16 protein-coding genes and 1 tRNA gene are annotated in these 21,485 nt (G+C 67.2%); 10 read left to right on the top strand and 7 right to left on the bottom strand.

The genetic code is table 11. The features are described from left to right. The first annotated feature begins 26 nt into the window (after positions 1–26). From DIE12_RS23710 to DIE12_RS23695, 4 genes are all read left to right on the top strand, one after another. Positions 27–1,016 (top strand): beta-propeller fold lactonase family protein, encoded by a 990-nt coding sequence (locus DIE12_RS23710; RefSeq protein ID WP_044847670.1) that lies wholly within the window; start codon positions 27–29, stop codon positions 1,014–1,016. Positions 1,017–1,032: 16 nt separating this feature from the next. Then, positions 1,033–2,007, top strand: a complete 975-nt coding sequence (locus DIE12_RS23705; RefSeq protein WP_124488325.1) for a sterol desaturase family protein — start codon at positions 1,033–1,035, stop codon at positions 2,005–2,007. Positions 2,008–2,118: 111 nt separating this feature from the next. Further along, positions 2,119–2,946, top strand: coding sequence for an EI24 domain-containing protein (locus DIE12_RS23700; RefSeq protein ID WP_044849102.1), 828 nt, complete (start codon positions 2,119–2,121; stop codon positions 2,944–2,946). Further along, positions 2,943–3,758, top strand: coding sequence for a molybdopterin-binding protein (locus tag DIE12_RS23695; RefSeq protein ID WP_044849103.1), 816 nt, complete (start codon positions 2,943–2,945; stop codon positions 3,756–3,758). Before DIE12_RS23700 ends, DIE12_RS23695 begins: the two co-directional genes overlap by 4 nt. A gap of 147 nt (positions 3,759–3,905) precedes the next feature. Here the strand turns inward: DIE12_RS23695 and DIE12_RS23690 are convergent, their stop codons facing one another. Next, positions 3,906–4,370: a rhodanese-like domain-containing protein gene (locus DIE12_RS23690; RefSeq protein ID WP_044849104.1), complete on the bottom strand. Its 465-nt coding sequence runs from the start codon at positions 4,368–4,370 to the stop codon at positions 3,906–3,908. 405 nt (positions 4,371–4,775) lie between these two features. Between DIE12_RS23690 and glnA the strand changes: the two genes are divergently transcribed. The 4 genes from glnA to DIE12_RS23670 all read left to right on the top strand — a co-directional run bounded on the left by glnA (position 4,776) and on the right by DIE12_RS23670 (position 11,264). Further along, positions 4,776–6,191, top strand: a complete 1,416-nt coding sequence (glnA, locus tag DIE12_RS23685) for a type I glutamate--ammonia ligase (protein ID WP_044849105.1) — start codon at positions 4,776–4,778, stop codon at positions 6,189–6,191. Positions 6,192–6,352: 161 nt separating this feature from the next. Further along, on the top strand, positions 6,353–7,495 hold the full coding sequence (gene glnL / locus DIE12_RS23680; protein WP_044849106.1) for a nitrogen regulation protein NR(II): 1,143 nt from the start codon (positions 6,353–6,355) through the stop codon (positions 7,493–7,495). A gap of 46 nt (positions 7,496–7,541) precedes the next feature. Further along, complete coding sequence (gene ntrC / locus DIE12_RS23675; protein ID WP_124488324.1) at positions 7,542–9,065, top strand: nitrogen regulation protein NR(I); 1,524 nt, start codon at positions 7,542–7,544, stop codon at positions 9,063–9,065. Between the two features lie 81 nt (positions 9,066–9,146). Then, entirely contained in the window at positions 9,147–11,264 is a 2,118-nt protein-coding gene (locus DIE12_RS23670; protein ID WP_124522163.1) for a prolyl oligopeptidase family protein, read from the top strand. A gap of 25 nt (positions 11,265–11,289) precedes the next feature. Here the strand turns inward: DIE12_RS23670 and xth are convergent, their stop codons facing one another. Next, positions 11,290–12,066: an exodeoxyribonuclease III gene (gene xth / locus DIE12_RS23665; RefSeq protein ID WP_124522161.1), complete on the bottom strand. Its 777-nt coding sequence runs from the start codon at positions 12,064–12,066 to the stop codon at positions 11,290–11,292. A 182-nt stretch (positions 12,067–12,248) separates the two neighbouring features. On the opposite strand from xth, the gene DIE12_RS23660 reads away from it, so the two are divergent. After that, positions 12,249–12,325 (top strand) — tRNA-Met (locus tag DIE12_RS23660). A gap of 82 nt (positions 12,326–12,407) precedes the next feature. On the opposite strand, the gene DIE12_RS23655 is transcribed toward DIE12_RS23660, so the two are convergent. After that, entirely contained in the window at positions 12,408–13,100 is a 693-nt protein-coding gene (locus DIE12_RS23655; protein ID WP_124488321.1) for an aspartate/glutamate racemase family protein, read from the bottom strand. 209 nt (positions 13,101–13,309) lie between these two features. Here DIE12_RS23655 and dinB point away from each other — a divergent pair, with 209 nt between their 5' ends. After that, positions 13,310–14,674 carry a DNA polymerase IV gene (gene dinB / locus DIE12_RS23650; RefSeq protein WP_124551377.1) on the top strand — a complete coding sequence of 455 codons (1,365 nt, stop codon included), beginning with the start codon at positions 13,310–13,312 and terminating at the stop codon, positions 14,672–14,674. Between the two features lie 60 nt (positions 14,675–14,734). Here the strand turns inward: dinB and DIE12_RS23645 are convergent, their stop codons facing one another. From DIE12_RS23645 to fixL, 4 genes are all read right to left on the bottom strand, one after another. Further along, entirely contained in the window at positions 14,735–16,822 is a 2,088-nt protein-coding gene (locus DIE12_RS23645; RefSeq protein ID WP_124522159.1) for a M3 family metallopeptidase, read from the bottom strand. Positions 16,823–17,106: 284 nt separating this feature from the next. Beyond that, the gene (gene folD, locus DIE12_RS23640; protein WP_124522157.1) at positions 17,107–17,964 is read right to left on the bottom strand and encodes a bifunctional methylenetetrahydrofolate dehydrogenase/methenyltetrahydrofolate cyclohydrolase FolD; all 858 of its coding nucleotides are present in this window, start codon (positions 17,962–17,964) and stop codon (positions 17,107–17,109) included. A gap of 236 nt (positions 17,965–18,200) precedes the next feature. Continuing rightward, on the bottom strand, positions 18,201–18,839 hold the full coding sequence (gene fixJ, locus DIE12_RS23635; protein WP_006493245.1) for an oxygen response regulator transcription factor FixJ: 639 nt from the start codon (positions 18,837–18,839) through the stop codon (positions 18,201–18,203). Beyond that, on the bottom strand, positions 18,836–21,352 hold the full coding sequence (fixL, locus tag DIE12_RS23630; RefSeq protein ID WP_124522156.1) for an oxygen sensor histidine kinase FixL: 2,517 nt from the start codon (positions 21,350–21,352) through the stop codon (positions 18,836–18,838). Before fixL ends, fixJ begins: the two co-directional genes overlap by 4 nt. Between the last annotated feature and the right edge of the window lie 133 nt (positions 21,353–21,485).

Below are 21,485 nucleotides of genomic sequence, written 5' to 3'. Positions count from 1 at the left end.
ACTGCTGTTCCACGACGTGAGTCTTCATGCGCACTTTCCTTTCCTTCGGCCGCACGCTTGCGCTGGCCGCCGCCGTGCTGGCGCCTGCCGCGCACGCGAATAACGTGATCATCCTCAATTCGGCCGAAGCGACGCTTTCCCTGATCGACCAGCAGACCCGCCAGGTCGTCGGCACGATGCCGACCGGCAAGGAGCCGCACCACCTGATGGCGACGCCGGACAATTCGTCGCTGATCGTCGCGAATTCGGTCTCGAACAGCCTGATGTTCGTCGATCCGAAGACGGGCAAGCTGCAGCGCACGGTCGAAGGCATCGAGGATCCGTACCAGCTCGGCTTCTCGCCCGACAACAAGTGGTTCGTGTCGACCGGGCTGCGCCTCGACCGGCTCGACATCTACAGCTACGACGGCCGCGACCTGCATCTCGTGAAGCGCTTGCCGCTCGCGGTGATGCCGAGTCACATCGCGTTCACGAAGGACAGCAAGACCGTGCTCGTGTCGCTGCAGGTGTCCGGCGAGATCGCGGCGGTCGACCTCGCGACGCAGACGGTCAAGTGGAAGATGCCGGTCGGCAACGTGCCGGCGGGCCTGTGGATGACGCCGGACGACAAGTACCTGCTGGTCGGCATGACGGGCGCCGATTACGTCGCGGTCGTCGACTGGCGCAATCAGAAGGTCGTGAAGACCATCCAGACCGGCAAGGGCGCGCACAACTTCCGCTCGCTCGCGGACGGCACGCACGTCGCGATCACGAACCGGGTCGCGAACACGATCAGCATCATCGACGAGAACACGCTCACCAAGGTCGGCGACATCACCGGCCTGCTGCCGGGCCCGGACGACATGGAGCTGTCCGCCGACAAGAAGACGCTGTGGGTGACGTTCCGCTTCGCGAAGAAGGTCGGGATCATCGACCTGGCCTCGCGCAAGCTGGTGCAGACGATCTCCGTCGGCCGTTCGCCGCACGGCATCTACTTCTACGACCGCGCGCCGTGGAAGGCTGCGAACGGCGCGTGACGGGCGGAGGCGGACGATGCTGCACCTGATCGATGCGTTCGTGTCGGACATCCAGACCTGGCTGTACGTCGACGTCGTGCAGCCGCTCCTCTTCAAGTTCAACCTGATGGACTATGACGAGGACACCTACGACGCGCTGTACTGGGTGATCATCGGCGCGCTCCAGATGGTGCTGATGTTCGCGCTGCTGCGCCCGCTCGAGGCGCTCGCGCCCGTCGAGCGCTGGAAGAACCGCCGCGCGGTGCGGGTCGACGTGATCTATACCGCGATCTCGAAGCTCGGCATCTACACGCTATTCTTCTTCTTCGCGCTGCAGCCGGTGTTCGACCGCCTCCAGGCGTGGCTGCGCCTGCACGGCGTTGCGAACGTCAACCTCGATTATCTGTGGCCGGGCGTGACCTCGCGGCCGATCGTCGCGTTCGCGATCTACCTCGTCGTGCTCGACTTCGCCGGCTACTGGTATCACCGCTGGCAGCACAAGTTCGGCATCTGGTGGGAGCTGCACGCGGTGCATCACAGCCAGCGGCAGATGTCGTTGTGGTGCGACGACCGCAACCACCTGCTCGACAATGTGCTGCAATCGTGTTTCTTCGCGGCGATCGCGCTCGTGATCGGCGTGACGCCGTCGCAGTTCGTCGTGCTGACCGCGGTCACGAACTTCGTGCAGAGCATCCAGCATACGAATGCGCGGCTGTCGTTCGGCTGGCTCGGCGAGCGCCTGCTCGTGAGCCCGACCTTCCACCGGCGCCACCACGCGGTCGGCTACGGTCACGAAGGCACCAAGTACGGCTGCAACTTCGGCGTGCTGTTCCCGTGGTGGGACATGATGTTCGGCACCGCGTCGTGGAACCGCACGGTCGAGCCGACCGGCATCCGCGAGCAGGTCGAAGGCGTGTCCTACGGCGAAGGCTTCTGGGCGCAGCACGGCCTCGCGTTCGTGCGGATCTTCCGGCGCCTCTTTCCCGCGAAGCGCGGCGCGGCGTCGGCCTGAGCGCGTCACTTTCCCGTTGAACGGCTTTCCCGCACGGCCCGCATGCGCTTTGGCGCCTGCGGGCCGTGTGGTTTATCCTTTTCCCGTTTTTCATCGTCGATACAGGTTCGCATGAACGACTTGCTGCGCTCCTTCGTCCGGGCGTTCGCCAGCGCGCTGCACCCGCGCATGCTGTGGCTCACCCTGATGCCGTTCGTCGTCTCCGCGCTGCTGTGGGGCGTCGTGCTGTGGTTCTCGTGGCAGACGCTGATCGACGCCGCGCGCGGCGCGCTCGACGGCTTCGTGCTGACCGCGGCGCTGTACCGCGCGTTCGACGCGCTCGGGATGTCGCAGCTGCATGCGGTCGTCGCGCCGTTCGTCGTCGTGTCGCTCGCGATTCCGCTGATCGTGCTGACCGTGCTGCTGCTGATCGCGACGATCTCGATGCCGGTCGTGATCAGGCACCTGTCCAACCGGCAGTTCGCCGCGCTGGAGGCGAAGCGGGGCGGCACGTTCTTCGGCAGCGTGTTCAATTCGCTCGGCGCGGCGATCGTGGGCGTCGTGCTGCTCGTCGTCACGATTCCGCTGTGGCTGATCCCGCCGTTCTTCGCGTTGTTGCCGCCGGTGATCTGGGGCTGGCTCACGTACCGCGTGATGACCTACGACGCGCTCGCGCAGCACGCGAGCCGCGACGAACGCCGCGCGCTCGTGCGCCAGCATCGCTGGCCGCTGATCGGCATCGGCGTCGCGACCGGGCTGCTCGGCACCGTGCCGACCTTCGTGTGGGTGTCGTCGGTCTGGATGATGGTGCTGTTTCCGTTCGTGGCGGCGGCCATGATCTGGGTTTACGCTTTCATCCTCGTCTTCTCGGCGCTGTGGTTCGGGCACTATTGCCTGCGCGCGCTGGACGACCTGCGTGCGAGTTCGCGCGCCACCGCAATCGACATGGGGCAGGCATGAGCATCGGCATCATCATCATCGGCGACGAAATCCTTTCGGGCCGCCGGCAGGACAAGCATCTGGCGAAGGTCATCGAACTGCTCGGCGCGCGCGGCCTCGCGCTCGACTGGGCCGAATACGTCGGCGACGATCCGGCGCGGATCACCGCGACGCTCGCGCGCGCGATCGCGTCGGGCGACATCGTGTTCTCCACGGGCGGGATCGGCGCGACGCCGGACGACCACACGCGCCAGTGCGCGGCCGCCGCGCTCGGCGTGCCGCTCGTGCTGCATCCGGAAGCGAAGGCGCTGATCTCGGAGCGCATTCGCGAGACGCACACCGATGCGGCCACGCCGGTCGACTTCGAATCGCCGGAAAACCAGCATCGCTTCAACATGGGCGTGTTCCCGGCGGGCGCGACGATCATCCCGAACGGCTATAACCGGATTCCCGGTTTCTCGGTCGGCGATCTCCATTTTGTGCCGGGCTTCCCGGTGATGGCGTGGCCGATGATCGAATGGGTGCTCGACACGAAGTACCGGCATCTCCATCACGCGACGCCGCACGCGGAGCGCTCGCTGTACGTGTTCGAACTGCCGGAGTCGACGCTCACGCCGCTGATGGAGAAGATCGAGCGCGATTTCCCGAGCGTGCGCGTGTTCAGCCTGCCGAGCGTCGGCGATGCCGAGCGCGGCGGGATCTATGCGCGCCGGCATATCGACCTCGGCGTGAAGGGCGAGCCGGAGGCGGTCGCGGCCGCGTTCGTGAAGCTGCGCGAAGGCGTGCACCTGCTCGGCGGCGACGTGGTCGAACCGGAGGCGCCGCGCGCCTGAAGGCCTGAAGGCCGCGCGCGGCGATCGCGCATGCGGGCCGTGGCACGGCCCCGCAAAAACCACGGGCCGCGCAACGCGGCCCGTCATCGGGATGTCATCGCCCGGCTCGACGATGTGGCAGTCGGGCGTGCCTGGGCGGATGCGCCGTCAGGCGCCGATCCACGGCAGTTTCCGGAAGCACCAGCCGTCGACCGTCTTGCGGTGGCCTTCGGCATCCTTGCCGCCCTCGAAGCCTTCGAGCAGGTCGAAGGCCTTCGTGAAGCCGGCCTGCGTCGACGCGACCGCGGCGAGCTTCGAACGCGCGGCGCTGCGGCACAGGAACAGGATCGGCGTATCGGCCGGGAGGGCCGCTTTCAGTTGATCGATGAATTCGGCGTTCGGCACGCCGCCCGGATAGCGCGTCCATTCGAGGTGCAGGTACTGGCCGTCGCCGACGAGCGGGCGGCCGATCCAGTCGAGCTCGGCGCGGGTGCGCACGTCGACGAGGCGTGCCGACGGGTCGAGCTGCAGCAGTTCGAATGCCTCGGCCGGCAGCAGGGCGCCGGCATAGTTGAGCGCGCCTTGGGCGCGGCGTTCTTCGGCCTTCGCGTAAAGCTGGTCGAGCGTACTCATGGCAGGAGGTCTCCGTATCGGTCAAACGAACATTCTAGCGCGGCGCCGCCGCGCCGATGTCCGCGTGCCCGGTGGCGCATGCACCGCCCACGCGCTCACCAAAAGAGTGCAGAATGGCACGAATGCACCAAAAAGATTCGTCGACGCCGTCGCCTCCCCGGGATTGCACCGTTGCGGTGCGGGGGCGCCGCCGCCGGTGCGGGGCCCGGCCCCGGAATCGCGCAGCCGGGCCCCGCTACGGCGCGGGTCGGCGTGATTCGCGTCGGTTTTGCGATGGTTGGCACGGAAGCTGCTATATAGAATTCGGTCGACCCGGGGCACGCTGCGCCAAAGCCAGACTCCGGGCAGCTCGATAAACGAGGCGGTTCCCAGTCCGCCGGAATTGTTCAATCAGGAGAAGAGGTTATGAGTAAAACCGTCGCCGACGTCATGCAGCTCGTGAAGGACGAGGACGTCAAGTTTGTCGATTTCCGCTTCACGGATACGCGCGGCAAGGAACAGCACGTGTCGGTGCCGGTTTCGGCGTTTGACGAAGACAAGTTCGAAAGCGGCCATGCATTCGACGGCTCGTCGATCGCCGGCTGGAAGGGCATCGAGGCGTCGGACATGCTGCTCATGCCGGACCCGAGCGCCGCATTCGTCGACCCGTTCTATGAAGAGTCGACCCTCGTGCTGACCTGCGACGTGGTCGAGCCGGCCGACGGCAAGGGCTACGAGCGCGACCCGCGTTCGCTCGCGAAGCGCGGCGAAGCGTACCTGAAGAGCACGGGCATCGGCGACACCGCCTACTTCGGTCCGGAACCGGAATTCTTCATTTTCGACTCGGTCCAGTGGAACACGGACATGTCGGGCTGCTTCGTGAAGATCAACTCGGAAGAAGCACCGTGGTCGTCGGCCAAGGAATTCGAAGGCGGCAACACGGGCCACCGTCCGGGCACGAAGGGCGGCTACTTCCCGGTCGCGCCGGTCGACACGTTCCAGGACATGCGTTCGGAAATGTGCCTGCTGCTCGAACAGCTCGGCATCCCGGTCGAAGTGCACCACCACGAAGTGGCGGGCCAGGGCCAGAACGAAATCGGCACGAAGTTCTCGACGCTGGTTCAGCGCGCCGACTGGACGCAATGGTCGAAGTACATCATCCACAACGTCGCGCACTCGTACGGCAAGACGGCGACGTTCATGCCGAAGCCGGTCGTCGGCGACAACGGTTCGGGCATGCACGTTCACCAGTCGATCTGGAAGGACGGCCAGAACCTGTTCGCGGGTAACGGCTACGCGGGCCTGTCGGAACTGGCGCTGTTCTACATCGGCGGCATCATCAAGCACGCCCGTGCGCTGAACGCGATCACGAACCCGACGACGAACTCGTACAAGCGTCTGGTCCCGCACTTCGAAGCACCGGTCAAGCTCGCGTACTCGGCGCGCAACCGTTCGGCATCGATCCGCATTCCGCACGTGTCGAACCCGAAGGGTCGCCGTATCGAAACGCGCTTCCCGGATCCGATGGCGAACCCGTACCTGTGCTTCACGGCGCTGATGATGGCCGGCCTCGACGGGATCCAGAACAAGATCCATCCGGGCGAAGCCGCCGACAAGAACCTGTACGACCTGCCGCCGGAAGAGGACGCAAAGATCCCGACCGTCTGCGCAGGCCTCGACCAGGCACTGGAAGCGCTCGACAAGGATCGCGAGTTCCTGACGCGCGGTGGCGTGTTCACCGACGGCATGATCGATGCGTACCTCGCGCTGAAGGAGCAGGAGCTGGCGAAGTTCCGCATGACGACGCATCCGATCGAGTTCGAGATGTACTACTCGCTGTAATCGGCGATGGCGCTTCGATTCAGCGCCGTCATGCCGGTTCGTTCCCGTCGCGTGGCCTGCGGCGGGAACCGCGGAGTCTGAAGGGGGACGGCGTCCAGCCGTCCCTTTTTTGTTCCGAAAATTTCCAATTTCCGACCCGGTAACGCGCGACGACACGCACGATGGCTCTGAAGAATCTCATCAAGGCGAAGACGGGGCAGCCCGAGCGACTGACGGAAGACGAGCGGCTCGCGCGCTCGGGCCTGCTTGCGGGGCTGGAAGCGCTGCCGACGGCCGTGATCGTGCTCGACCGCAAGACGCTGCGGGTCGCGTTCGCGAACCCGTCCGCGGAGGCGATGCTCGACATCTCGCGCCGGCAGCTCGCGCAGCGGCCGTGGGGCGAGATTTTCCCCAATGCGAACGAACTCGCGTCGACGATCACCGCGATCGGCCAGGAGCGCTTTCACGCGACGCATCTCGATACCGTGCTCGACCGGCCCGGCCGCGAGCCGCTGCACGTGCATGCGATCGTCGGCTTCCTCGAGACCGTGCCCGATTTCGTGCTCGTCGAGCTGTTCGAGAACGAACGGCAGTCGCGCACCGATCGCGAGGAGCGCATCCACGACCTGACCGCGGTCAACAAGCAACTGATCCGCAACCTCGCGCACGAGATCAAGAACCCGCTCGGCGGCATTCGCGGTGCAGCCCAGCTGCTCGAATTCGAACTGAGCGGGCGCGAGCGCGGCGAGTTGCGCGAATACACGCAGGTGATCATCAAGGAGTCCGACCGCCTGCAGACGCTCGTCGACCGGTTGCTGGAGCCGCATCGGCATCCGCACATCGTCGGCGACGTGAACATTCATGAAGTATGCGAACGCGTGCGCGCGGTGATGCTCGCGGAATTTCCGCGCGGGCTCACCATCGAGCGCGACTACGACGTGAGCGTGCCGGACTTGCGCGGCGACAAGGAGCAGCTGATCCAGGCGCTGCTGAACATCGTGCGCAACGCGGCGCAGGCGCTGCGCGAGCGGATCGCGCAGGGCGACGCGAAGATCGAGCTGCGCACGCGTATCGCACGCAAGGTGACGATCGCGAAGCGCCTGTACAGGCTGGCACTGGACTTGCACGTGGTCGACAACGGGCCCGGCATTCCGGAGGAGATCCGCGACCGGATCTTCTACCCGCTCGTGTCCGGGCGCGACGACGGCAGCGGCCTCGGCCTCACGCTCGCGCAGACGTTCGTGCAGCAGCACGACGGGATGATCGAGGTCGAGAGCCGGCCCGGTCGTACCGAATTTCAGATCCTGCTGCCGCTCGATCATTGAGCGGCGGCATGGCGATTCACCGGATTCACCCATACCTGACCGACCTATGAAGCCGATCTGGATAGTAGACGACGATCAATCGATCCGCTGGGTGCTCGAAAAGGCACTCGCCCGGGACAGCTTCGCGACGAAGAGCTTCGCGAACGTGCGCGACGCGCTGGCCGCGCTCGACCACGAGACGCCGCAGGTGCTCGTGTCCGACATCCGGATGCCGGGCGGCTCCGGCCTCGAGCTGTTGCAGGCGATGCACGAGCGCCTGCCGGGCCTGCCCGTCATCATCATGACGGCGTTCTCCGATCTCGACAGCGCCGTCGCGGCGTTTCAGGGCGGCGCGTTCGAATATCTCGCGAAGCCGTTCGACGTCGACAAGGCGGTCGAGCTGATTCGCCGCGCGGTCGAGGAGAGCCTGCGCGGCGGCGCGCCGCAGGACGAGCGTGTGGCCGAAGCGCCCGAGATGCTCGGCCAGGCGCCCGCGATGCAGGACATGTTCCGCGCGATCGGCCGCCTGTCGCACTCGGCCGCGACCGTGCTGATCACCGGCGAGTCTGGCACCGGCAAGGAGCTCGTCGCGCGGGCGCTGCACCGTCACAGCCCGCGGGCCAACGGGCCGTTCATCGCACTGAACACCGCGGCGATTCCGAAGGACCTGCTCGAATCCGAACTGTTCGGCCACGAGCGCGGCGCGTTCACCGGCGCGCAGACGACGCGCCAGGGCCGCTTCGAGCAGGCCGAGAACGGCACGCTGTTCCTCGACGAAATCGGCGACATGCCGTTCGACCTGCAGACGCGCCTGTTGCGCGTGCTGTCGGACGGCCAGTTCTATCGGGTCGGCGGCCACAACCCGCTGCGCGCGAACGTGCGCGTGATCGCCGCGACGCACCAGAATCTCGAGTCGCGCGTGCGGCAGGGGCTGTTCCGCGAGGACCTTTACCACCGGCTCAACGTGATCCGGCTGCGGCTGCCGCCGCTGCGCGAACGCAGCGAGGACATCGCGCTGCTCACGCGCCACTTCCTGCAGAAGAGCGCGCGCGATCTCGGCGTCGAGCCGAAGCGCGTGTCCGACGAAGCGCTCGCGTATCTGACGTCGCTCACGTTTCCGGGCAACGTGCGTCAGCTCGAGAATCTCGCGAACTGGCTGACCGTGATGGCGCCCGCGCAGACGGTCGAGATCAAGGACCTGCCGCCCGACCTCGTGCCGGCAGGCGCGCCGGTGACGGCGACGGCCGACGGCGTGGATGCGCACGCCGGCACCGGCATGGGCGGTGGCGACATCGCGCGCGTGCAGCCGGCGGCGGGAGCGCCGTTGACGGCAGCCCCCGTCGCGGCCGCGCCGAATGGCGCACCGGCCGGCTATCCGATGTGGGAAAGCGGGCTGCGCACGGAAGTCGCGCGGCTGTTGCGCGAGAATTCGGCCGACGTGATGGACGAGCTCGCGCGCCGCTTCGAGGCGGCCGTGATCCGCGAGGCGCTCGATTTCACGCGCGGCCGCAAGGTCGAGGCGGCAGAGCGGCTCGGCATCGGCCGCAACACGATCACGCGCAAGATCCAGGAACTGCATCTGGAGCCGTAAAGCCTCTGTCGCGGCATGCGCGTGCGTCGCGCATGCCGCGATCGGACATAATCGCGGTTTGCCGTCACGTGCGCTCCCGTCATGTCCGATTCCTTCCGCTGGCCCACCGGGGCCGATCCCTTCCGTTTTCTCGAAGCGCTCGACAGCAAGCGTGCCCGTGCGTGGGTCGACGAGCAGAACGCGCGCACACGGGTCGCGCTGCGCGACGACGATGCGTATCGCGCGTTGACCGCGCGGCTCGCGCAGGCGTATCTGCCGCGCGAACGCCCGGTGATTCCGACCCGCTGGCGCGACTGGGCGTACGACCTGTGGCAGGACGATCTCCATCCGAAGGGACTGTGGCGCCGCGCGCGCTGGGACGACTGGCGCGCGGGCCGGCCCGAGTGGGAAACGCTGCTCGACGTCGACGCGCTCGGCGCGCAAGAGGGCGAGTCGTGGGTGTTCGAGCAGGACGCGATCCTGTACCCGGACGGCGACCGCGCGCTGCTGTCGTTGTCGCCGGGCGGCGCCGACGCGGTCGTCGTGCGCGAATTCGACCTCGTGCAGCGCCGTTTCGTCGACGGCGGCTTCACGATCGACGTGCCCGGGAATCACACGATAGGCTGGATCGACCGCGATACCGTCTACGTGAGCTGGGATCGCGGCGAGGCGCATGCGACCGCCGCCGGCTATCCGTACGAAGCGCGCCGCTGGGTACGCGGCACGCCGCTCGCCGATGCGCCGGTGGTGTTCCGCGGCGAACCCGACGACATCAGCGCGGGCGCGGGGTTCGATCCGATCGACGGCCGCCACGTCGCGTGGCGCAGCGTCGATTTCTTCGACGCGCATGCATACCGGCTGACCGACGCGGGCGAGTGGGCGCGCTACGACGTGCCGACGCACGTCGAGGTCGGTTTCTGGGAAGGTTGGCTGATGCTGGAGCCGCGGCTCGACTGGGACTGCGGCGGCGTGCGTCACGCGGGCGGCTCGCTGCTCGCGATCCGCGAGCAGGCGTTCCTCGCCGGGTCGCACGAACTCACGACGCTGTTCGAGCCGCGACCGACGACGTCCGCGTGCACGTGGACGCACACGAGCACGATGCTGATCGCGAGCTGGCTCGACGACGTGCACAACCGCACGATGCTGTGGCAGCCGCGCCAGGGTGAGGACGGCGCGTGGACGTGGCACGCGCGGCCGTTCGAATGGCCGGGCGACGCGCAGATCGACGTCGAGCCGGTCGAGTCGACGCTGAACGACGACGTGTACGTGGACGTCGACACCTATCTCGATCCGCCCGAATGCTGGCTCGCCGATCTGGCCGACCGCGCGGTCGATGCGCCGTCGCGTCGCGTGCTGCTCGACCGGCCGCCGGTGCGATTCGATGCGGCCGGGCTCGTCGTGCGTCGCGCGAATGCCCGCTCGCGCGACGGCACGGCCGTGCCGTACACGCTGATCGGGCCGCGTGATGCGCTCGATGGCCTGGCGCATCCCGACGGCAGCGCCCGCGTCGCGCGGCCGTGCCTGCTGTCAGGCTATGGCGGCTTCGCGATTCCGAACCTGCCGGGCTACAGCGATGCACTCGGCATCGCATGGCTCGAACGCGGCGGCGTCGCGGCGTTTGCGCACATCCGCGGCGGCGGCGAATTCGGACCGGGCTGGCACGTCGACGCGCAACGCGAGCATCGGCAGCGCTCGTTCGACGACTTCATCGCGGTGGCCGAGGACCTGATCCGCACCGGCGTGACGACGGCCGCGCAACTCGGCATCGAGGGTGGCAGCAACGGCGGGCTGCTGGTCGGCGCATGCATGGTGCAGCGCCCGGAACTGTTCGGCGCGGTGCTGTGCCGCGTGCCGTTGCTCGACATGCGGCGCTATCCGAAGCTGCACGCGGGCGCCGCATGGCTCGACGAGTACGGCGATCCGGACGATGCGCGCGAGGGCGCGGCGCTCGCCGCCTACTCGCCGTATCACCGCGTGCGCGAAGGCGTTGCGTATCCGCCGCTGCTGCTGACGACGTCGACCCGCGACGACCGCGTGCATCCCGCGCATGCGCGCAAGATGGCCGCGCGCATGCATGCGCTCGGACACGAACGGGTGTGGTACTGGGAGAACACCGACGGCGGCCACGGCAGCGCCGACGATCTGGAGCGTGCCGAATCCGATGCGGCGGAATTCGGCTTCCTGTGGGCGCATCTCGGGCCCGCGCCCGCGCGCGCTTGAGCGCAGGCGCGAGCGGGCAGGGCGTTCAACTGACGACCGCGATCACGGGCGTGTGGTCGGACGGCTGTTCCCACGTGCGCGGCACGCGATCGACCTCGCACGACGTGCAGGTTTCGGCGAGTGCCGGCGACAGCAGGATGTGGTCGATGCGCAGCCCCGCGTTGCGGCGGAACGCGAACATCCGGTAGTCCCACCACGTGAAGGTCTTCTCGGGCTGCTCGAAGCGGCGGAACGCATCGACGAAGCCGAGTTCGATCAGTTTCGCGAAATGCGCGCGCTCCTGCGGCGACACGAGGTTCTGGCCTTCCCATTTCGCCGGGTCGTGCACGTCGCGATCTTCCGGCGCGATGTTGTAGTCGCCGAGCAGCGCGAGCTTCGGGTAGCGCTGCATCTCGGTGCCCAGCCACGCCTGCAGCGCGTCGAGCCACTGCATCTTGTAGACGAACTTGTCGGAGTCGGGTGCCTGGCCGTTCGGGAAATACGCAGACACGATGCGCACGCCTTCGACCGTCACGGCGATCACGCGCTGCTGTGCGTCGTCGAAGCCGGGGATGTTGCGCACGACGTCCGATTCGTCGACGGCGAGCGTGTCGCGCGCGAGGATCGCGACGCCGTTGTAGGTCTTCTGGCCCGCGAACCAGCTGCGGTAGCCGATCGCTTCGAGATCGGCGCGCGGATATTTCTCGTCCGGCAGCTTCAGTTCCTGCAGGCACAGCACGTCGGCTCCGCTTTGCGCGAGCCAGTCGAGCACGTGCTGCTTGCGGACGTTGAGCGAGTTGACGTTCCAGGTGGCGATTTTCATGAACGGGAATGCGTGCGGGGGTGAATGCGAAGGACGCCATCTTACCGCGAGCACGGGGCGCGAACGCGCGCGACACACGACGTGAAGCCGGTGCCGTGCGTGTCGATATCGACGGCCTGCGAAGAATTTGTGACAAAAGTATTGACGTGAGTGCTTCATCACCCTATAATTTATTTCTCTGACGCGGGGTGGAGCAGTCTGGCAGCTCGTCGGGCTCATAACCCGAAGGTCGTAGGTTCAAATCCTACCCCCGCAACCAAGCACACCAGGCGATGTGCAGCGCAAGTGACCGATGCGCGCTTCGTCGACAGGAACCCGGCCCCGTGCCGGGTTTTTTGTTTTCAGCCCGCCGCCCACTCGACCGCCGCCTTTGCATGCAGCGCGGTCGTATCGAACACCGGCAGCGGCGCGTCGTCCGCGCCGATCAGCAGCGTGATTTCCGTACAGCCGAGTATCACAGCCTGTGCGCCGCGTTTCGCCAGTTCCCCGATGATCGACACGTAGGTCGCACGCGACCCGGCATCGATCACGCCGTGACACAGCTCGTCGTAGATGATCCGGTGCACGTCGTTGCGTGCGGATTCGTCCGGCACCAGCACGTCGAGGCCGAACTTGTCGCGCAGGCGCTCCGCATAGAACGGCAGCTCCATCGTGTAGCGCGTGCCGAGCAGCGCGACGCGCTCGACGCCGGCGGCGCGCAGCGCGGTGCCGGTCGGATCGGCGATGTGCAGGAACGGCAGCGATACGGCAGCCTCGATCGCGCCGTGCACGCGGTGCATCGTGTTGGTCGTCAGCACGACGAGATCGGCGCCGGCCGCTTCGAGCCGACGCGCGGCATCGGCCATCCGTTCGCCGAGCGCGGCCCAGTCCTGCGCGCGCTGCAGCGCTTCGATCTCCGCGAAATCCACCGTGACCAGCACGCTCTTCGCGTTGTGATGGCCGCCGTGCAGCGCCTTCGAATGGCGATTGATCATCCGGTAGTACTCGGCCGACGATTCCCAGCTCATTCCGCCGATGAGTCCGATCGTTTTCATCCGTCACCTGTGCGTTTCATATGTCGTGGCAGACGAGTATAGGGGGCGGCCCGGGCGCGCGGCGGTACGATCCGCGCGAAGCGGACCGGTACGGCATTGCCGGTCGGGGGTGGCCGGCGAGCGGGTGGAGGCGATCCGAGGCGTTCCGGCTGCGCCGGGCGTCGGCCGTCGGCCGAACGCGGCAGCACGCGACAGTTGAAACGGCCACTGTGTTTTTGTACAGTATCGGCACCGTGAATCCGACCATCATCCCGCCTGCCGATCCGCGCGGGTCGCCGCCCGGCGACGCGCCGTCGCGCGTGCGCAAGATCATCCACTGCGACTGCGACTGCTTTTACGCGTCGGTCGAGATGCGCGACGACCCGTCGCTGCGCAACCGGCCGCTCGCCGTCGGCGGCCGGCCCGACCAGCGCGGCGTGATCGCGACCTGCAACTACGAGGCGCGGCGCTACGGCGTGCATTCCGCGATGTCGTCGGCGCTCGCGATGCGCAAGTGTCCGGACCTGCTGATCCTGCCGTCCGCGATGGACAAATACCGTGCGGCGTCGCGGCAGATCATGGCGATCTATCGCGACTACACGCACGACGTCGAGCCGCTGTCGCTCGACGAGGCGTACCTCGACGTCAGCGGTTCGCAGCTGTGCCAGGGCAGCGCTACGCTGATTGCGCGGGAGATTCGCCAGCGCGTGTACGACACGGTCGGCGTGACGGTGTCGGCGGGTGTCGCGCCGAACAAGTTCATCGCGAAGATCGCGTCCGACTGGAACAAGCCCGACGGTCTGTTCGTCGTGCGGCCGCACGAGGTCGATGCGTTCGTCGCGGCGCTACCGGTGCGCAAGCTGCACGGCGTCGGCCAGGTGACGGCCGCGCGGCTCGACCGGCTGGGCATCCAGACCTGCGCGCAGTTGCGCGGCTGGTCGCTGATCGACCTGCATCGCGAGTTCGGTGCGTTCGGCCGGCGGCTGTACCAGCTGGCGCGCGGCATCGACGAGCGGCCGGTGCGGGCCGACCAGGAGCGCAAGTCGGTCAGCGTCGAGACGACCTACGTGACCGACCTGACGACGCTCGAGCAATGCGCGGACGAGATCCGCCGCCTCGTCGTGCAGCTCGACGCGCGCATCGCACGCGCGGGCGCGGCCCGCACGATCCGCAAGCTGTACGTAAAGATCCGCTTCGCCGATTTCCAGCGTACGACGGTCGAGTGCGTGGCCGACGCGACGAACGCGCAGACGGCCGTCACGCTGCTCGCGAAGGGGCTGCAACGGCGCGCGCAGGCCGTGCGGTTGCTCGGCGTGGGCGTGCGCATCGACGAGGACACGGCCGAGCGTCACGGGCAGTTTTCGCTGTTCGATGACGATGCGGACGAGGGGGCTGATACTGACGGCGCTGCCGCTGCCGCTGCCGCTGCCGCTGCCGCTGCCGCTGCCGCTGCCGCTGCCAACGCCAACGCCAACGCCAACGCCAACGCCAACGCGGAAACCGACGCAATCGACCCGAACGACCCGAACGACCCGAACGACCCGAACGAGGCGAACGCCGACAACGCCGCCAACGACAAAACCTCCGCGCCATGAAAAAAGGCACCGCCGCAGCGGTGCCTTTCGACGCAGCCGGACAAGCCGGACAGCGCGCGCTCAGTGCGCGGGCGAGGCCATCCCGTTGTGACGCAGCAGCGCGTCGATTTCCGGCTCGCGGCCGCGGAACGCCTTGAACGAATCCATCGCCGGCCGGCTGCCGCCGACTTCGAGGATTTCGCGGCGATAGCGCGTGCCGGTCGCCGCGTCGAGCACGCTGCCGCTGGCGGCGGCCGCTTCCTCGAACGCCGCGTACGCGTCGGCCGACAGCACCTCGGCCCACTTGTAGCTGTAGTAGCCGGCCGCATAGCCGCCCGCGAAGATGTGGCTGAACGTGTTCGGCCAGCGCGAGAACGCGGCCTGCGGGATCACGTGGTAGCGCTCGTTGATCTCGCGCGCGAACGCATTCACGCCGGTCGTGCCGGACGGGTCGAAGTCGACGTGCAGCAGCATGTCGAACATCGAGAACACGATCTGGCGCAGCGTGCCGAGGCCGCTCTGGAAGTTCTTCGCGGCGATCATCTTGTCGAACAGCTCGCGCGGCAGCGCGGCGCCCGTATCGACGTGCGACGACATCGACGACAGCACGTCCCATTCCCAGCAGAAGTTTTCCATGAACTGCGACGGCAGCTCGACCGCATCCCATTCGACGCCGTTGATGCCCGACACGCCGAGCTCGTCGACGCGCGTGAGCATGTGATGCAGCCCGTGGCCGAATTCATGGAACAGCGTGATGACCTCGTCATGCGTGAAGCAGGCGGGCTTGCCGCCGACGGGTGCCGAGAAGTTGCAGGTCAGGTACGCGACCGGCGTCTGCACGGTGTCGCCGCGCTTGGCGCGCGCACGCGCATCGTCCATCCACGCGCCGCCGCGCTTGCCTTCGCGTGCGTACAGGTCGAGATAGAACTGCGCGACGAGCGAGCCGTCGCGGTTCTCCACGCGGAAGAAGCGCACGTCCTTGTGCCACACCGGTGCGTCGTCCGGCTTGATCCGCACGCCGAACAGCGTTTCGGTGACGTTGAACAGGCCCTTCAGCACGGCCGGTTCCGGGAAGTACTGCTTGACCTCGTTTTCCGAGAACGCGTAGCGCTGCTGACGCAGCCGCTCGGCCGCGAACGCGACGTCCCACGGAGCGAGCTCGGTCAGGCCGAGTTCCTTCGCGGCGAACGCGCGCAGTTCGTCCCAGTCCTTGTCCGCGTGCGGACGCGCGCGCGTCGCGAGATCCTCGAGGAACGCGATCACCTGTTGCGGCGATTCGGCCATCTTCGGCGCGAGCGATACTTCGGCGAAGTTGCGGTAGCCGAGCATCTGCGCCTCTTCGCGGCGCAGCTTAAGCTCGTCCGCGACGATCGCCGTGTTGTCCCACTCGGCCTTGCCGCCGCCGTATTGCGGCCCGAGTTCGGACGCGCGCGTCGCATACGCGCGGTACAGCGTCTCGCGCATCGCACGGTTCTCGGCGTACTGCAGCACCGGGAAGTAGGACGGAAAGTGCAGCGTGAACTTCCAGCCTTCCTTGCCTTCCTTCTGCGCGGCCTCGCGGGCCGCTTCGATCGCATCGCCCGGCAGGCCGGCCAGCTCGGCCTCGTCCTGCGCGAAATACGCATACGCGTTGGTCGCGTCGAGCACGTGGTCGGAGAATGCCTTCGACAGCGCGGCCTGCTGCTCCTGCAATTCCGCGAAACGCGGCTTCTGATCCTCGGGCAGCTCGGCGCCCGACAGGCGGAAATCGCGCAGGGCGTTGTCGAGGATCTTCTTGCGCTCGGCGGACAGCGTCGCGTATTCGGCGCTCGCTGCGATCGCCTTGTACTTCTCGTACAGCGCGAGGTTCTGGCCGACGCTCGACCAGAATTCGGTCACGCGCGGCAGGTTTTCGCCGTACGCGGCGCGCAGCTCCGGCGTATCGGCGACCGCGTTCAGGTGGCCGACGACGCCCCATGCGCGCCCGAGCGGCTCCGTCGCCTGCTCGACCGTCTCGACGATCGCGGCCCAGGTCGCCGGCGTCGCGGGTGCGCTCGCCGTGTCGACCGCGCGGTTGGCGGCATCGAGCAGCGTGTCGAGCGCGGGCGTCACGTGTTCCGGACGAATCTCGCCGAAGCGGGGCAGGCCGGAGAAATCGAGGAGCGGATTGGTATTGGCGCTGGCGGACATTAAGACTCCCTGTCTGTTGCCGGATGAACCGGGGTGAAAAGGGTGAGGCGCGATGCGGCGGCGCCCGATATCGACATTATTGGGGCGCAACGCGCGCTTTCCAATCGTTAGTTTCTAACGAGGCGATTGACGGAGCGCGACGCGGAGCCGGAAAGGGTCGAAAGGGGCGGAATGAAGCGGAGCGCGGCAGTGTGGCAGGGCGCTGACGCGGCCGCGGCGGGCGGCCGGCGGGACGCCGGCGCACGCATGCGCGCCGGCTGGACGGGCGAGAGGGTCGAAGGCGCTCAGGCGGCCGCGGCGGCGCGCTCGGCGGCTTCGATCGTGTTGATCAGCAGCATCGTGATGGTCATCGGGCCGACGCCGCCCGGCACCGGCGTGATGTGGCCGGCGACTTCCTTCACGCCGGCGAAGTCGACGTCGCCGCACAGCTTGCCCGCGTCGTCGCGGTTCATGCCGACGTCGATCACCGTCGCACCCGGCTTGACCATGTCGGCCGTCAGGATGTTGCGCTTGCCGACCGCGGCGACCACGACGTCGGCCTGGCGCGTGTGCGCGGCGAGGTCGCGCGTCTTGCTGTGGCAGATCGTCACGGTCGCGCCGGCTTCGAGCAGCAGCATCGCCATCGGCTTGCCGACGATGTTCGAGCGGCCGATCACGACGGCGTTGGCGCCTTGCAGCGGGATGCCGTGCGCTTCGAACATCTTCATCACGCCGTACGGCGTGCACGGGCGGAACAGCGGCTTGCCCGTCATCAGTGCGCCGGCGTTCGCGACGTGGAAACCGTCGACGTCCTTCTCCGGCGCGATCGCCTCGATCACCTTGTGGCTATCGATGTGCGCGGGCAGCGGCAGCTGGACCAGGATGCCGTGGATCTTCGGGTCGCGGTTCAGTTCGTCGATGCGCGCGAGCAGGTCGGCTTCCGACAGCGTGTCGGGGTACGCATCCTTCAGCGAGAAGAAGCCGTTGTCCTCGCACGCCTTGATCTTGTTGCGCACGTAGACTTCGCTCGCCGGGTTGGCGCCGACGAGGATCACCGCGAGGCCGGGCTGGTGGCCGCGTGCGGTCAGGGCGGCGGCGCGTTCGGCGGCCTGCGCGCGCAAGGTCTTCGAGAGGGCGTTGCCGTCGATGAGGAGGGCTGTCATGGTGGTGGTCCTGCCGGGAAGTTGGAATGCGGGCGTACGGCGCGCGAAACGCCGCAGCAAAACACGGAATTATACCGGTCGCCTGCCGTCGTCCGACAGCGAATACAAGGAAAGCGTCATGGCGGCGGTGCCGGCGCCCCGGGAGGCGGCGCCGTGCCGTGCCGCGCGAGTGGGCCGCATCGCGCGGCGCGGCGGTGCGGCCGGCCGGGCAGGCGCCCGGCGGCCGCGCGCAACGTTCAGGCCTGCTTCTTCGACAGCGCGAGGCGCAGCAGATCGGCGACCGTGTTGACGTTGAGCTTTTCCATGATGTTCGCGCGGTGCGCTTCGACCGTCTTGATGCTGATCCCGAGATCGTCGGCGATCTGCTTGTTCAGGCGGCCGGCGATGATCCGCTCGAGCACCTGCTGCTCGCGCGCGGTCAGCTTCGACAGGCGCTCGCTCGCGGCGCGCTGTTCCTGGACGCTCTTGCTTTCGCTTCGGGCCTTGTCGAGCATCCGCTCGACGAGCTTGCGCAGCTCGGCCTCGTCGAACGGTTTCTCGATAAAGTCCATCGCACCCTTTTTCATCGTCGACACGGCCATCGGCACGTCGCCGTGGCCCGTGACGAAGATGATCGGCAGCGCGGCGTTGTCGGCGATCAGGCGCTCCTGCAGCTCGAGGCCGCTCATGCCTGACATCCGCACGTCGAGGATCAGGCAGGCGATCTGGCCGGCCTGCTGCGCCGGCTGGTACGCATCGAGGAACTGCTCGGCGCTCGAGAAACATTGCACGCGATAGCCGTTCGCCTCCAGCAGCCAGCGCAGCGAGTCCCGTACGGCCTCGTCGTCGTCGACGACGAAGACAGTTTCCTGAGTGGTGGTGACAGGGCTATTCATAGTTCTCCCGTAACGGTATGTGATGCCGATGCCTCGCGCCCCCCTTGGCCGAGATCAGCGGGTTCCCCAATGGGCAGGCTGCAGTGGAATGTCGCGCCGGAAATGCGGCCGTCCGGTTCGACATTGTTGACCACCCACAGACGCCCCCGATGCGATTCGATGATCGAACGGCAGATGTTCAGCCCCATGCCCATGCCGTCGGACTTGGTGCTGTAAAACGGTTCGAACAGGCGTTCGGCGGTCGCTTCGTCGACGCCCGGACCCTGGTCGATCACGCGGACGTCGACGAAACCCGCGTCGATGTCGGCGACGACGCGGATCACGCCGTCCGCCGACGCCGGCTTCACGTCGGCCATCGCCTCGGCCGCGTTCTTCATCAGGTTCACGAGCACCTGCTCGATCAGCACGGGGTCGACATAAATAATAGGCATTCTTGCGAGGATTTCCGTGACGATCCGGATCCTGCGCTTCCTGGCCTCGATTTCGGCGAGCCCGACTGCGTCGGCGACGATGTCCGCGACCCGCGCCGGCTGGCGCTTCGGCTCGCTGCGCTTCACGAATTCGCGGATCCGCTTGACGATCATCCCCGCGCGCAGCGCCTGCTGCGCGGTCTTTTCCAGCGCGGGCTGCAGCGTCTCGGGCGTGCCGCGGCCGCTTTTCACGAGCGCGAGCGTGCCCGAGCAATAGTTGTTGATCGCGGCAAGCGGCTGATTCAATTCGTGCGCAATCGACGACGCCATTTCACCCATCGTCATCAATCGGCTCGTGAACTGCAGCTTCTCTTCCTGCTGGTGCGCGAGTTCCTGCGCCTTCTTGCGGGTCGTGATGTCGGTCGCGATCTGCATCTGCGCGAGGTGGCCGTCCACCCACTGGATGTACTGGCGGCGCACCTCGAACCACTTCTGGATGCTCTCGACGTACACCTCCTGCGCGTCTGCCGTGCTGCTCGTCAGCGCGGCGGCCGGCAGGCCGGCGAACGCATCGACCATGTCGATCGAGTCGGACGACGCCTGCGCGCGGTCGAAGCCGCCGCCCGACAGCTCGAGGTGGCCGTCCGGGCGGATCCCGAACAGGTGGCGGTAGTAGCGGTTCGCGAACAGCAGCTCGGCTTCGTCGGCGGCCAGCACCGATACCGCGGCGTCGAGGCTTTCGAGCACCGTCGTGAAGCGCTCGTGCGCGGCCGCGAGTTCCTCGCGCGCGCGCTTCGGCTCGGTGATGTCGGTCATCGACGACATCCAGCCGGTCTGGCGGCCCGAGCTGTCGATCAGCGGCGAAACGTAGAGGCGCGCATGGAACAGCGTGCCGTTCTTGCGCCGCACGCGCAGTTCGAAGCCCGAGCTCGGTGCTTTGCCGCGCAGCGTCATGTCGAGCTGGCGCTGCATTTCGGGATACGAGTCGCGCGGCCAGTAGGGGAACGGTGCGACCTTGCCGACGAGGTCGGTTTCGTCCCAGCCCGTCATCCGGCAGAACGCGGGGTTCACGTGCGTGATGCGGCCGTGCATGTCGAGCACGCGCATGCCGATCAGCACCGAATTCTCCATCGCGCGGCGGAAGAACGCCTCAGCGTACAGCGCCTGCTGTGCCTCGAAGCGTTGGCGCGTGTGCTTCCACAGGCTCCAGAGGCTCCACAGCACGAAGCACGACAGGCCGGCCACGAGCCACACGAGCGTGTTGTTGGTCAGGTTCGTGAGCTGCGGGAACGCGTACACGCGCACGGTCAGCCCCTGGCCGGGCGGGTCGAGCGGCAGGTCGTAGTGGGAGTCGCGCGGCAGGCGCGGGCGCGTCGACGTGGACGACAGCTCGCGGTTGTTCGAGTCGGTGATCGAGATCTTGTACTTCGACGACAGCTCCTGCGGGATGTCGTGCTTCAGGATCCCTTCGACCGAGAACACCGCGGCGAGCGAGCCGAGATATTCGCGGTCGCCGCGCATCACGGGCGTCTGCAGCGTGATGAAGCCGTTGCCGAAGTCGTCGTAGATCAGCGGCGAATAGGCCTGGCGGCGCGTGCTGCGCGCTTCGTCGTACGCGCCGCGCACGGCGTCCTGCATCTGCGCGTCGCCGGGTTTCGCGAGCCGCTGGCCGAGCAGCGGAGGATGCACGGTCGGCCAGCGCTGCACGCCGGGCGCGGTGTACCAGTTCAGATAGAGGATTTCCGGATGCGTCTGCATCACGTCCGCGACGGCCATCTGGAATGCGTTCTGGTCGAGGCGGCCGGACGCGAGATCGCGCGACAGCGCCTGCAGTTGCTCCTGCGCGCCCGTCATCGACAGGCGGATCTGCTGCTGCGCCCACGCGACGTTACGGAACAGGGTGTCTTCCTGCTGCTGCTGTTCGCGGCGATTGAGGCTCCATAGAATGAGGCTCATCACCACGAGGAACACGAGGATCGACAGCAGCGGCGTCAGCAAATAGGAATTGGACCACCACGGTCCGTGGTGCCAGCGGGACGGCTGCGACTCCGCCGGCGGGCCCGACGGTCGCGCCGAGCGTGCGAAAAGCCGATCGGTCAACATGGCAGGATTGTAGCGCAGCGCAATACATGGAAAACCTATACCGGATATGTTGAACGGAAACGGATTTATGCCCGCGGCGCGTGCCGCAGAGGCCCGCCGCAAGGGTGCAGCGCAGCAATATTCCGCATTACGA

The sequence above is a fragment of the Burkholderia sp. Bp9015 genome (assembly GCF_003853505.1).
GTDB lineage: Bacteria > Pseudomonadota > Gammaproteobacteria > Burkholderiales > Burkholderiaceae > Burkholderia.
This window is presented reverse-complemented; position numbering and strand designations above follow the sequence as displayed.